The organism is Bradyrhizobium sp. SZCCHNGR1005 (assembly GCF_032489995.1).
Classification (GTDB): domain Bacteria; phylum Pseudomonadota; class Alphaproteobacteria; order Rhizobiales; family Xanthobacteraceae; genus Bradyrhizobium.
This window is the reverse complement of the sequence record NZ_JAUEZC010000003.1, coordinates 593,782-606,847: the sequence shown is the minus strand read 5'-3', so window position 1 is coordinate 606,847 and position 13,066 is coordinate 593,782. Positions and strand designations below refer to the sequence as shown.

The following is a 13,066-nucleotide window of genomic DNA, read 5'->3' as shown; positions in this document are numbered from 1 at the left end:
GTTAGTTATTTGATGAGCACGCAATGCGTGTATTTGTGCTGTGTCCATGCGGCTGCGCGCGATCAAGCAATTATCAACCTTAATTATTAGGGTTAAGTGGCGCTTAAGCATTTGACGTCATCGTGTAGCCGTCAGTTTTGATGTGGGCCTCGAATTTCGCCCCCACCGGGCTAAAGGGACGAAGCAATGCGTAGCGTTATGTCTTTGATCGCCGCCGGAGCGGCCTCGCTGTTTTCTACACTGGCCTTTGCGGCCGATATGCCGATCGCGCCTCCGCCCATGTACGCGCCGCCGCCGGCCGCGGATTTCGGCGGTTGGTATTTGCGCGGTGAGATCGGTTTCAGCAACCAAAGGACCAGTGACGTTCATTACACCCGCGAGTCGGCCTATACGCCGATGACGTCATTCAACCAGACCTCGGCGTTCGATACCGCCGGCATCTACGGGGTCGGCGTCGGGTACCGCTTCAACAACTGGTTTCGCGGCGACATCACCGGGCAATATCGCGGCAATTCGAACTTCAAGGGGACGGACCGCTTCACCGCAACTGCCTTCGGCATCCCGTATTCCGGCATCGACAACTACAGCGCCAGCAAGTCCGAATGGCTGGTTCTGGCCAACGCCTATGTCGATCTCGGCACCTGGTGGTGCATCACTCCGTTCATCGGTGCGGGCGTCGGCGGCGCGCGCGTGACCATCTCGAACTTCACCGACACCGGCATCAACAGCTTCACGGGCGCTCCGAGCTTCGCCAGCGCGCCGAGCGCCTCGAGATGGAATTTCGCCTGGGCGGCCCATGCGGGTCTCGCCTATCAGGTCGATCCCAACCTCGTGCTCGAACTCGCCTACAGTTACGTCAACATGGGCGAAGGACGGACCGGCGTGCTGTCGGCCTATGACGGCACCACCACCGGCAACTACTTCAAGTTCAAGGACATCACCTCGCACGATCTGAAGCTCGGCGTGCGCTGGAATTTCGACAGTCCGCCGCCGCCTCCGATGATGCCGCTGATCCGCAAGGGCTGAGCGGACACCTGAACTGACGACTTGCCGACGGCGCGGGCTTTCCCGCGCCGTTTTGCTTTGTTTGCGCTCCATGTCCGCTCGACCAGGGGATGAAAGAATTGCAGCTCGGCAATTTTAGACACGAATGATTAAGGTTAACGCGCGATGATCTCGGTCAGAGTTCAGTTGTCCGATTTGGAGCGTTGCGATGCGTCGCGTTGTGCTGGCGGGTGTGATCTGCGGTTTCGTTTCTGCTGCTGCTCACGCCGCCGACCTGCCGGATCTTCCCGTTCTGCGGGGCAGCTTCACCGACGGCCTCACCACCTCTCAGGTCAACTGGGAGGGCTTCTACATCGGTGGACAGGGCGGCTACGGCTCGTCGGATGAGAAGTTCAGCGGCAGCAATCAGACGATGACGGCCGCGTTGCTCGCCAACACTACCATCGAGAGCAGTTATGGTGTGTCACAGTGGCCGCTTCCCTTCGGAAAGACGACCGCGCAAACCAGCGCCTATGGCGCCTTCGCAGGATATAATTCGCAGTGGGACGACGTCGTGCTGGGCGTTGAGATGAGCTATATGCACGGCTCCTTCGGAGGCACCTCGTCCGCCAGCATGTCGCGTGCATTCAATTCCCCGGTCAACGGCTTCTATCACGCCGTCACGTCGACGGCTACGTCGTCCATATCGATCTCCGACATGGCCACCATTCGCGGCCGGGCCGGCTACGCGATGGGCAGTTTCCTGCCTTACGCATTCTTCGGGTTGGCACTGGGAAAGGCCGATATCACCCGGGGCGTATCCGTCGACGACAATTATGCGACGACTTACGCGGTTGCGGTCTCCCCCTGCAACAGCGCAACGCCCCCGTTCTGCGCGACGCTGAGCGCGTCTGAAGGGCAGCACAATCGTCTGATCTACGGCTATTCCGCCGGCCTCGGTGTCGACGTCAATCTGATCGCGGGACTCTTTGCCCGTTTCGAGTACGAATACGTTCGCTTCACGACCACAGTCGACACGAACATCAATACCGTTCGCGCCGGTCTCGGCTACAAGTTCTGAGACTTTCAAAGATCTGCCGATCGCTCGTGGAGGTTGACACCGCCACAGACACCTGCTGCTCTGCGACTATCACGAGGCAGCGCACATGAAAATCTACGGCGATCGCATATCCGGCAATTGTCTCAAGGTGAAATGGGTCTGCGACCTGCTCGCATTGCCCTATGACTGGATCGACATCGACGTCGTCAAGGGCGAGACCCGCACCGCCGACTTTCTCGCGCTCAATCCCTGGGGGCAGGTGCCGACCGTCGTTCTCGCCGACGCGCGGATCTTGACTCAGTCCAACGCCATCATCCGCTATTTGGCGCGCGACAGCGTGCTCATTCCGGCCGATCCTTTCGCCGCTGCGCAGATGGATTCCTGGCTGTTCTGGGAGCAGTACAGTCACGAGCCTTATATCGCGGTGGCGCGGTTTCAGGTCGCCTATCTCGGCAAACCGGTCGAGGCGCTCGATCCCAATCTCTTTACGCGCGGCTATCGGGCGCTCGACCACATGGAGCGGCATCTCGAAGCCGCGCGCTTTTTGGTGGACGAAGCGCTCTCGCTTGCCGATATCGCACTGCTCGCCTATACGCGCATGGCGCATGAGGGCGGCTTCGATCTGTCGCGCTATCCGGCGCTGAGGCGCTGGATTGCCGTCGCGGAAGCCGAACTCGGTCTGCAGCCTGCGGCCTGAGAGCAGGACAATCATGACCGAAACGACTGCAATCACCATCCGTGCCGCGCGGCGCGAGGATGTCGCGGCGATCGTCGCGATGCTCGCGGACGATCATCTTGGCCGCGCGCGCGAGCGGATCGAGGATCCGCTGCCCGCCTCGTATTTCGCGGCGTTCGAGGCCATCGTAGCTGATCCGAATCTCACGCTCGTGGTGGCTGAGCACGCGGGGAGGGTGGTCGGCTGTCTGCAGCTCTGCATTCTGCCGGGCTTGAGTTCGCAGGGCGCCTCGCGCGCGCTGGTGGAAGACGTCCGGGTGGCGTCCGACCGGCGCAGCCGTGGCATCGGTGAGCTGCTGTTGCGCTGGGCGATCGCGCAGGCGCGCGAGAAGCGCTGTAAGCTGATCGAGTTGTTGACCCACAACAGCCGCGTCGATGCGCAGCGCTTCTATGAGCGGCTCGGCTTCGAGCGCAGCCATGTCGGCATGACGATCCGGTTCTGACGACAGAGCTACAAGGAAAGGCGGTAGGCAGCCTTTGCATTTGAGCCGAACGCCTTGTCTCGGAACGAAGGGCCGAGCCTCGCCAGGCAGCGCTCCAGCGCACGCTTGATCGTGCCATAGTCGCCGGCAAGCAGGCACACCGGCCAGTCCGAGCCGAAGATCAGGCGATCCTCGCCGAAACAGCGCGCGGCGTGCGCGACATACGAGGACAGCCGTTCGGCGTCCCAATCGTCCCACATGGCTTCCGTCGCAAGTCCCGAGACCTTGCACCAGACGTTCGTGCACGCGGCGAGTTCGGCGAACCGGCCCGCCCAAATCTGATCGAAGCCGGCCGCAATCGGCGGCTTGGCGCAGTGGTCGAGCACGAAGCGGCCTTGCGGAAAGGCGCGCGCCGTCGCGGTCGCGGCCGGCAGCTCGCGGGTACGGACCAGAAAATCATAAGCCAGATCGCGCCTGATCACAGCTTCGATGCCACGCTGGACATCGGCACGGCAGAGCCAGTTCGCATCCGGTTCGTCGTGCACCTGGTGACGAATGCCGATCAGCTTGCGGCCGCCGCGAAGTGTCCGCAGCCGATCGATCGTGGCACCCACGGCAGGATTGGTCAGATCGACCCAGCCGACCACTCCGGCGACGAACGGCGTGACGTCTGCGATGCCAAGAAATTCCTCGGTTTCGGCAACCGATGATCGGGTCTGCACGAGAATGCTGGCATCGATGCCGTCAGCATCGAGCAGTGGCGCCAGATCGGTCGGCCCAAAAGGGCGGCGGATCGGCGCCATCGCGTCTCCCTGCATCCAGGGATAGTCGGCCCTTCCAGGATCCCAGAAATGCTGATGGGCATCGATCGTCATCGCATATCTCCCGGCAGTGGGGCTCGCGGGTCGACAAGATTGCGAGCGCGGAGCTCCTGCCAGAAAGACGCCGGCACCGGAGCGTTCGCCATCGCGACGTTCTCGGCGGCTTCATCGGCTGAGCGGGCGCCCTGCAGTGCCACCGTCACCGCCGGATGCGCGACGCAGAATTGGATGGAAGCGGCCTTGAGTTCGGTGCCATGCTGCTTGCAGAGCGCATCGAGTTCTTGTGCCCGCGCCACCAGCGCGGCATCGGCATCCTCGTAGTTGAACTTCGCCGCGCCATGGGGATCGGCGAGGATGCCGCTATTGTAGATGCCGCCGAGAACAATGCCGATGTTCTGGGCGAGGCAGATCGGAAGCAGGGCTGTCAGCGCGCCTTGGTCGAGCAAGGTGTAGCGGCCGGCCAGCAGGAAGCAGTCGACAGGCACGCTCTCCGCAAAGCGTGCCAGCATCTCAGATTGGTTCATGCCCGCGCCGATCGCGCCCACCGAGCCGTCCTCGCGCAGCCGCTGCAGCGCGCGGAACGCGCCGTTAACGGCATCGCCAAAGTGATCGTCCGGGTCGTGCACCAGCAGAATGTCGATGCGGTCGAGGCCGAGACGCGCGAGGCTCTCCTCGACGGAGCGCATCACGCCGTCATAGCTGAAATCGAATTGCGGCCGCAGGCGCGGTGTGCCCTTGTAGTGATCGTCCTCTGCCGCCGCGGCGCCGGCACGGAGGAGACGCCCGACCTTGGTCGAGATCACGTAAGTGTCGCGGGGCTGCGCGCGCAGAAATCGGCCGAGCCGCTGCTCGGCAAGTCCGAAGCCGTAGAGTGGCGCGGTGTCGAAATAGCGCACACCGAGGGACCACGCGCGGGCGATGGTCGCTTCGGCATCTTCCTCGCTCACCGGCGCAAAGAGGCCGCCGAGCGGGGCGGTGCCAAGACCGAGCTTGGTCAGTTCGAGATCGCTCCTCCCGAGACGGACGCGTTCCATCGCTGTATCCTTGTTGTTGGCGCGTGCTGCGCATTGGCCGCGTGTCGCATTCTGCATGATTGTCATTAGCGAGACAATGAAGTCGGTTTGTGCGGCACGGCAACAGAATGATGGGAGCAGGTGCGATGTCTGCAATCAATCCGCTTACGGCCCTCGGTGTCGTGCTCGCGACCGCGGCCACCGACGCGGTCTACGTGATGTTCACGACGGCAGTGGTGGCGCGTAAGCGCGGCTCCGCCGCGACCTGGAGCTCGGTCTGGTACGTGCTCTCGTCCTTCGCAGTGATCAGCTACACGGAGAACTGGGTCTATGTCGGCTTCGCCGCGATCGGGTCGTGGATCGGCGCCTATGCATCGATGACGTTCCTACATCGTCCGCCAGCGGGGCAGGCGCCGATTGGCGCCGCGCCCGAATAGAGGTGAGCGACCACGACTGCGTGATGCTGTCTCCGCGCCGCGCGAACTTCCTTGACGCTGCGTCGCGTTTCCCTTAATCACGACGGCGGGACACCTCCCCCCAACGGGAGGCTTACTATCTGGAAGGGTAGATCATGACTGCAGCGAAGCCCGCTCAGCGGCCTGTCGTGCCGCATTTTTCGTCCGGCCCCTGTGCCAAGCGCCCCGGCTGGACCCCCGAAAACCTCAAAGACGCAGCGCTCGGACGCTCCCATCGCGCCAAGATCGGCAAGGCCAAGCTCAAGCAGGCCATCGAGTTGACGCGCGAAGTGCTGGAAGTTCCGGCCGACTACAAGATCGGCATCGTGCCGGCGTCCGACACCGGTGCAGTCGAGATGGCGTTGTGGTCGCTGCTCGGAGCGCGTCCGGTGACTACGATCGCCTGGGAATCGTTCGGCGAAGGTTGGGTCAGCGACATCGTCAAGGAGCTGAAGCTCAAGGACGTCACCAAGCTGCACGCCGCTTACGGCGAGATCCCGGATCTCTCCAAGGTCGATCCGGCGAGCGACATCGTCTTCACCTGGAACGGCACCACCTCCGGTGTGCGCGTCCCGAACGCCGACTGGATCAGCGCTGACCGCGCGGGCCTTACCATTTGCGACGCGACCTCCGCCGCCTTCGCGCAGGCGCTCGACTGGCCGAAGCTCGACGTCGTGACCTTCTCCTGGCAGAAGGCGCTCGGCGGCGAGGCCGCGCACGGCATGCTGATCCTGTCCCCTCGCGCGGTGGAGCGGCTCGAGACCTACAAGCCGGCCTGGCCGCTGCCGAAGATCTTCCGTCTGACCAAGGGTGGCAAACTCAATGCCGGCATCTTCGAGGGCGAGACCATCAACACGCCGTCGATGCTCTGCGTCGAGGACTATCTGGACGCGCTGAACTGGGGCAAGTCGATCGGCGGCCTGAAGGCGCTGATTGCGCGCGCTGACGCCAACACCAAGGCGTTGGCGGACTGGAAAGCGCGAACTCCCTGGATCGATTTCCTCGCCAAGGATCCGGCGATCCGCTCCAACACCTCGGTGTGCCTGAAGGTGATCGATCCCGCCGTCACCTCGCTCTCGGCCGATGCCCAGGCCGAGTTTGCGAAGAAGCTGGTGGCGCTGGTCGAGAAGGAGAATGCCGGCTTCGACTTCGCGCATTACCGCGACGCGCCGGCCGGCCTGCGCATCTGGTGCGGCGCCACGGTGGAAGCGAAGGACGTCGAGATCCTGACGCGGTGGATCGACTGGGCCTTTGCCGAAACCAAGGCGGCGCTGCCCAAGGCGGCTTAAGCTCGCTCTTCTCGTCATTGCGAGCGCAGCGAAGCAATCCAGGGACAAGCAAAAAGTCTGGATTGCTTCGTCGCAAGAGCTCCTCGCGATGACGGATTCATAAACAGCGAAGATGGTGGGCACGCTTCGCTTTGCCCACCCTACAAGACTTTCGCCGACGTTGTCCCTCTCTCACAAGGAGAGAGGGCTTGGACTGCCATGCCAATTCCGCTTTGCAGGATAGACCCCATGTCCAAACCCAAGGTTCTCATTTCCGACGCACTCTCTCCCGCTGCCGTCCAGATCTTCAAGGACCGCGGCATCGAGGTCGACTTCCAGCCCAATCTCGGCAAGGACAAGGACAAGCTCGCCGACATCATCGGCGACTATGACGGCCTTGCGATCCGCTCGGCTACCAAGGCCACCGCCAAGATTATCGAGCGCGCGAAGCGGCTGAAGGTGATCGGCCGTGCCGGCATCGGCGTCGACAATGTCGAGATTCCTGCGGCCACCGCCAAGGGCATCATCGTGATGAACACGCCATTCGGCAATTCGATCACGACCGCCGAACATGCGATCACCATGATGCTGTCGCTGGCCCGCGAGATTCCGCAGGCCGACGCCTCGACCCAGGCCGGGAAGTGGGAGAAGAACCGCTTCATGGGCGTCGAGATCACCGGCAAGGTGCTCGGCGTGATCGGTTGCGGCAACATCGGCTCGATCGTCTGCAACCGCGCCCAGGGCTTGCATATGAAGGTGATCGGCTTCGATCCGTTCCTGACCGAGGAGCGCGCGCGCGATCTCGGCGTCGAGAAGGTCGAGCTTGACGAACTGTTGAAGCGCGCCGACTTCATCACCCTGCACACGCCTCTCACCGAGAAGACGAAGAACATCATCGATGCCGCGGCGATCGCCAAGATGAAGAAGGGCGTGCGCATCATCAATTGCGCCCGCGGCGGGCTGGTCGACGAGGCGGCGCTGCTCGAGGCGCTCAATTCCAAACATGTCGCCGGTGCGGCGCTCGACGTGTTCGCCGAGGAGCCGGCGACCAGCAATCCGCTGTTCGGCCACGCCAATGTGATCTGCACGCCGCATCTCGGCGCCTCCACGACCGAGGCGCAGGAGAATGTCGCACTGCAGGTCGCCGAGCAGATGTCGGACTACCTGCTGACCGGCGCGATCTCGAACGCGATCAATTTCCCCTCCATCACGGCCGAAGAAGCGCCGAAGCTGAAGCCGTTCATCGCGCTCGCCGAAAAGCTCGGCTCGTTCGCGGGCCAGCTCACCGAGAGCAGCATCGCCAAGATCCAGATCACCTATGAGGGGCAGGTCGCGGAGATGAAGACCAAGGCGCTGACTTCGGCGGTGCTGGCCGGCCTGCTGCGGCCGATGCTGGGCGAGGTCAATGTCGTGTCCGCGCCTGTCATCGCCAAGGAACGCGGCATGGTCGTCGACGAGATCCTGCGTGCCGGCGAGAGCGACTATGAGAGCCTGATCACGGTGACCGTCACCACCGAGCATCAGGAGCGCGCGGTCTCCGGTACGGTCTATGCCGACGGCAAGCCGCGGCTGGTCGACATCAAGGGCATCCGCGTCGATGCCGAGTTCGGCAAGTCGATGATCTACGTCACCAACGAGGACAAGCCGGGGTTCATCGGCCGCTTCGCAAGCTTGTTGGGCGACGCCAAGATCAACATCGCGACCTTCCATCTGGGGCGCGTCGCGGCCGGCGGCGATGCGATCGCGCTGGTCGAGGTGGACGGCGCGGTACCTGCGAATCTGCTCGCGCAGATCCAGGCGCTGCCCCAGGTCAAGCAGGCCAAGGCGCTGGCGTTCTGAGCTGGGGTGCGCCCCAGCCGGTCTTACGTTGTTGCCGTGCAGACTTTCCCCTCCTGTGGCTCAGGAGGGGAGGTTCGTGGTCAAATGCCGCGCTGTAGAATTTTGCTTCAGTCCCGCGAAAGCCACGCGTCGCCGACCTTCTCGTATTTGTGCTTCACCGCGGCCCAGGCGACGCGGTGGGCGATGCGTTCGCGCTGAAGCGGCCCGCGTGCGGCATATTGCGTCCATGCATTGTTGAAGGCTGCGCGATAGATCTCCTGCGCATGCACGGGCAAGTGCATTCGCACCGATGGCGGAAGATCGTCGATCTCGGCATAGGGCACGTCCGGGTCCTCGACCGGCTGGACTTCGTCGATCATCAAACCATGGCGGGTGCGGCGCGGCTTGATCCAGGACAAGCCCGAGAACCTGCCGTTTGTTAAGTGGTCGATTTGGAAAGGCGATGCCGTTCCGGCGTTATGACCAGCATGCCCGACCCGACGAAAGGCGCCTCACATGGAATCCGATCCGTCCACCCGCAAGCAGGCCATTGCCATCGGCTATATCCTGCTGGCCGGCTTCGGCATGCTGCTGCTGCAATGGCTGCTGACCACCTATAATACGGTCGAGACCATCCCCTACAGTCAATTCGAACAACTGATCGACCAGGGCAAGATCTCCGAGGTCGCGGTCGCCCAGGACACGATCCAGGGCAAGTTCAAGGACAAGCAGCCGGACGGCAAGACCGGCTTCATCACGGCGCGGGTGGACCCGCAGCTTGCCGCCAAGCTCGCCGCCAAAGGCGTCACCGTGACCGGCGTGCCGCCCGGCGGTTTCATCCAGACGCTGCTGTCCTGGGTGGTCCCGGGGCTGATGTTCTATCTGATCTGGGTGTTCCTCGGCCGTCGGGTGATGGACCGCCAAGGCTTCGGCGGATTGATGTCGATCGGCAAGTCGCGGGCCAAGGTCTATGTCGAAACCGACACCAAGGTCACCTTCGCCGATGTCGCCGGGGTCGAAGAGGCAAAGTTCGAATTGCAGGAGGTGGTGCAGTTCCTGAAGGATCCGAAGGCTTACGGGCGCCTGGGTGCGCATGTGCCGAAGGGCATTCTGCTGGTCGGTCCGCCCGGCACCGGCAAGACCTTGCTCGCGCGCGCCGTCGCGGGCGAAGCCGGCGTTGCATTCTTCTCGATCTCCGGCTCCGAATTCGTCGAGATGTTTGTTGGCGTGGGTGCGGCGCGCGTGCGCGACCTGTTCGAGCAGGCGCGGAAGGCCGCACCTTGTATCATCTTCATCGACGAGCTCGATGCGCTCGGCCGCAGCCGCAGCGCCGGTGGCTCGTTCGGCGGCTATGACGAGAAGGAGCAGACGCTGAATCAGCTGCTCGCCGAACTCGACGGCTTCGATCCGAGCTCGGGGGTCATCCTGCTTGCCGCGACCAACCGGCCGGAAATCCTCGATCCGGCGCTGTTGCGCGCCGGTCGCTTCGATCGCCAGGTGCTGGTCGATCGTCCCGACAAAAGTGGACGGCTCGCAATTCTCAAGGTGCACGTCCGCAAGATCCAGATGGCCGCCAACGTGGATCTCGACAAAGTGGCGGGCCTCACGGCTGGCTTCACTGGAGCCGACCTTGCCAACCTGATCAACGAGGCCGCGATCGCCGCGACCCGCCGCAAGGGTCACGAAGTCACGTTCGACGATTTCACGGTCGCGATCGAGCGCATCGTCGCCGGCATCGAAAAGAAGAGCCGAGTCCTCAGCCCTGCTGAGCGTCGCCGCGTTGCCTATCATGAGATGGGACATGCGCTGGTCGCGGCCAATCTGGCCGGTGTCGATCCGGTGCAGAAGGTCTCGATCATTCCGCGCGGCGTCGGCGCGCTCGGCTACACGATGCAGCGACCCACCGAGGATCGCTTCCTGCTATCGGTCAGCGAATTGAAGAATCGCATTGCGGTGCTGATGGGCGGCCGCGCTTCGGAGCAGCTGATCTTCGACGGCGATGTCTCCACCGGCGCCGCCGACGATCTGCAGCGCGCGACCGAAATTGCGATCGAAATGGTCACGAAATACGGGATGGACAAGACCGTCGGCCAGCGAACCTACGCGCCACGGCCTCAGATGTCTTTCCTGCAGGCGCAGGACCAGGTGGTCTCAGCCGCGGAGGCCACGGGTCGGGAGATCGATCTCGCGGTTCGCGATCTCATCGCCGAGGGCGATGCGCGGGCGCGCAGTCTTCTCGAAGGCCACCGCCAAGACCTCGAGCGCGGCGTCGCGCTTTTGATCACCAAGGAGACGCTGACCGCGGACGAGTTTCCGCCGCTGCGGCCTCTGGCGGAGCAGAAGCTGTCGGCGTGACGGCGTCGCTGAGGCGAGCCAACGGCTCCGCGCGATGCGCGGTCCGGAAGGACTCGATGAGTTCTTGAGGCAGAATGATCTGTACCAGGCCGGTCTGCGCGCGCCACGAGGCGACGGTAAATTTGGCTGCCGTGGAGCGCTGCATCGACAGTTCCGCGCCCTCAACGATCTAGAATCGTATCTGCAGGCTGGCCGTATCAGAGCGTGCGTAGATCACGCGCGTCCTCCGCAATTCTACCGACTTCCGCGTACAGCAAGTACTAAGAAACCGCAGCTAGCTTGAGAGGAATTGCCTCGAACGTTCGTAAAATCCCTCGGAGGAGCTGCCGTGCTGCTGAACAACATCAAGATCGGGCCCAAGCTTGCCATCGTCGTCGGCGTTGCGCTGTTGGGGCTCGGTGCGGCCGGTACGCTCGCGAGCCAGCTGATGGAGCGTGAGATGCTGAACGCGCGGATCGACCAAGCCAAGGCGATCGTCGAGACCGCGCGCAACCTGGCGGCGGCCATCTGGAAGGATGTCGAGGCCGGCAAGATGAGCAAGGAGGCCGCACTGGCCGAATTCAGCCGCCGCGCCAATTCCATGACGTATGACAACGGCAACGGCTATCTGTTCGGCACCAATTATGAGGGCATCACGGTGCTGGCGCCCGATCCCAAGCAGGTCGGCACCAACCGGATGGACGTGTTGACCGGCGGCCGCAAGCTGTCCCAAGAGCTGATGGACGGCGTGAAGGCCAAAGGTGAAATCCTTCTGACCTACGAATTCGCCCGGCCCGGTCAGGAGACGCTGAACCGCAAGATCAGCTACGCGGTCGCAGTGCCCGGCTTCAACATGTATCTCGGCACCGGCAGCTACATCGACGACATCGATGCCAAGCTGCGGCCGCTGAAATGGCTGCTGGGCCTGTCGACCCTCGGCATTGCCGTGATCGCCGGCGGCATTGCCTGGATGATCGGGCGCAGCATCTCTGGCCCGCTCAATCAGCTGAGCAGCCGCATGCGCGAGCTCGCCGACGGCAGGCTCGATGCGGAGATCCCCGGCGTCGGGCGCGGCGACGAGGTCGGGGCGATGGCTGCGACGGTCCAGATCTTCAAGGACAATGCGCTGCGCATGCGCGAGCTCGAGCGCGGGGAGGTCGCCAGCCAGGAGCGTGCGGCTGCGGAGCGCCGCACCGCGATGGAGAACCTGGCGGCCGAGTTCGAGCGCAGCGTCAATGGCATCGTGCGCTCGGTCGCTGCGGCGGCCCAGGGCATGCAGAGCACTGCGCAGTCGATGACGGCGACCGCGAGCGACGCCACGGCACGGGCTTCCACCGTCAGCACCGCCACGCAGGGCGCGACCGACAACGTGGGCACCGTGGCGGCGGCGGCCGAGGAGCTGTCGAGCTCCGTTGCCGAAATCTCCCGCCAGGTGACGCGCTCCAGCGAGATCGCAAGCAAGGCGGTGAGCGACGCGGAGCGCACCAACGCGACCGTGCAGGTGCTTTCGACCGGGGCCGAGAAGATCGGCGAGGTGATCGGCCTCATCAACAGTATCGCTGCGCAAACCAATCTGCTGGCGCTCAATGCGACCATCGAGGCCGCCCGCGCCGGAGAGGCGGGCAAGGGCTTTGCGGTCGTCGCCTCCGAGGTCAAGGCGCTGGCCAACCAGACCGCCAAGGCGACCGAAGAGATCTCCGCGCAGGTCGCGGCGATGCAGACCTCCACCGGCGATGCAGTTGCCGCGATCAGTGGCATCGGTCAGACCATCGCGCAGATGAGCGAGATCACCAGCTCGATCTCGACCTCCATCGCGCAGCAGGGTGATGCGACGCGCGAGATCGCCCGCAACATCCAGTCGGTCGCGGCGGGCTCGAACGAGATCAGCGCCCATATCGGCGGCGTGACCCAGGCCGCGGTGGCGACGGGCACGGCGGCTTCCGAGGTGCTGGCCAATGCCCGCGAACTCGAGAACCAGTCCGGCCTGCTGCGCCAGGCCGTCGACGGCTTCCTGGCCAAGGTGCGCGCGGCCTGATCGAGGTCTGCGGCCATGGCGAGCGCATCCTGCGCCCGTCATTGGCGTCAGGGGCGCATTCGTGGCGGGCATGGCGGAAAGTCGCCGGTCGTAACCGGGCGCTAAAGGGTTTCCATTTACC

The 13,066-nt window shown here is 63.7% G+C and carries 12 protein-coding genes; 9 read left to right on the top strand and 3 right to left on the bottom strand.

Annotation, left to right across the window (positions count from 1 at the left end; genetic code table 11):
• Positions 1 to 186 precede the first annotated feature (186 nt).
• From QXZ85_RS15265 to QXZ85_RS15250, 4 genes are all read left to right on the top strand, one after another.
• A complete protein-coding gene (locus QXZ85_RS15265; RefSeq protein ID WP_315704862.1) occupies positions 187 to 1,026 on the top strand; it encodes an outer membrane protein in 840 nt (279 codons plus the stop codon).
• A 187-nt stretch (positions 1,027 to 1,213) separates the two neighbouring features.
• Positions 1,214 to 2,065, top strand: a complete 852-nt coding sequence (locus tag QXZ85_RS15260) for an outer membrane protein (protein ID WP_315704861.1) — start codon at positions 1,214 to 1,216, stop codon at positions 2,063 to 2,065.
• An 85-nt stretch (positions 2,066 to 2,150) separates the two neighbouring features.
• Entirely contained in the window at positions 2,151 to 2,741 is a 591-nt protein-coding gene (locus tag QXZ85_RS15255) for a glutathione S-transferase family protein (RefSeq protein ID WP_315768444.1), read from the top strand.
• A 13-nt stretch (positions 2,742 to 2,754) separates the two neighbouring features.
• On the top strand, positions 2,755 to 3,222 hold the full coding sequence (locus tag QXZ85_RS15250) for a GNAT family N-acetyltransferase (protein ID WP_315704859.1): 468 nt from the start codon (positions 2,755 to 2,757) through the stop codon (positions 3,220 to 3,222).
• An 8-nt stretch (positions 3,223 to 3,230) separates the two neighbouring features.
• On the opposite strand, the gene QXZ85_RS15245 is transcribed toward QXZ85_RS15250, so the two are convergent.
• Both QXZ85_RS15245 and QXZ85_RS15240 read right to left on the bottom strand, forming a co-directional pair.
• Complete coding sequence (locus QXZ85_RS15245) at positions 3,231 to 4,076, bottom strand: amidohydrolase family protein (RefSeq protein ID WP_315704858.1); 846 nt, start codon at positions 4,074 to 4,076, stop codon at positions 3,231 to 3,233.
• Positions 4,073 to 5,056, bottom strand: coding sequence for an aldo/keto reductase (locus tag QXZ85_RS15240; RefSeq protein WP_315704857.1), 984 nt, complete (start codon positions 5,054 to 5,056; stop codon positions 4,073 to 4,075). Before QXZ85_RS15240 ends, QXZ85_RS15245 begins: the two co-directional genes overlap by 4 nt.
• Before the next feature lie 125 nt (positions 5,057 to 5,181).
• On the opposite strand from QXZ85_RS15240, the gene QXZ85_RS15235 reads away from it, so the two are divergent.
• From QXZ85_RS15235 to serA, 3 genes are all read left to right on the top strand, one after another.
• Complete coding sequence (locus QXZ85_RS15235; RefSeq protein ID WP_315704856.1) at positions 5,182 to 5,472, top strand: hypothetical protein; 291 nt, start codon at positions 5,182 to 5,184, stop codon at positions 5,470 to 5,472.
• A 134-nt stretch (positions 5,473 to 5,606) separates the two neighbouring features.
• Positions 5,607 to 6,779, top strand: coding sequence for a phosphoserine transaminase (locus QXZ85_RS15230; protein WP_315704855.1), 1,173 nt, complete (start codon positions 5,607 to 5,609; stop codon positions 6,777 to 6,779).
• Between the two features lie 228 nt (positions 6,780 to 7,007).
• A complete protein-coding gene (serA, locus tag QXZ85_RS15225) occupies positions 7,008 to 8,597 on the top strand; it encodes a phosphoglycerate dehydrogenase (RefSeq protein WP_315704854.1) in 1,590 nt (529 codons plus the stop codon).
• A 107-nt stretch (positions 8,598 to 8,704) separates the two neighbouring features.
• On the opposite strand, the gene QXZ85_RS15220 is transcribed toward serA, so the two are convergent.
• Positions 8,705 to 8,995, bottom strand: a complete 291-nt coding sequence (locus QXZ85_RS15220; protein WP_409977585.1) for a ChaB family protein — start codon at positions 8,993 to 8,995, stop codon at positions 8,705 to 8,707.
• A 97-nt stretch (positions 8,996 to 9,092) separates the two neighbouring features.
• Between QXZ85_RS15220 and ftsH the strand changes: the two genes are divergently transcribed.
• Both ftsH and QXZ85_RS15210 read left to right on the top strand, forming a co-directional pair.
• On the top strand, positions 9,093 to 10,931 hold the full coding sequence (ftsH, locus tag QXZ85_RS15215; RefSeq protein ID WP_315744084.1) for an ATP-dependent zinc metalloprotease FtsH: 1,839 nt from the start codon (positions 9,093 to 9,095) through the stop codon (positions 10,929 to 10,931).
• A gap of 328 nt (positions 10,932 to 11,259) precedes the next feature.
• Positions 11,260 to 12,945: a methyl-accepting chemotaxis protein gene (locus QXZ85_RS15210; RefSeq protein ID WP_315744085.1), complete on the top strand. Its 1,686-nt coding sequence runs from the start codon at positions 11,260 to 11,262 to the stop codon at positions 12,943 to 12,945.
• The last annotated feature ends 121 nt before the right edge of the window (positions 12,946 to 13,066 follow it).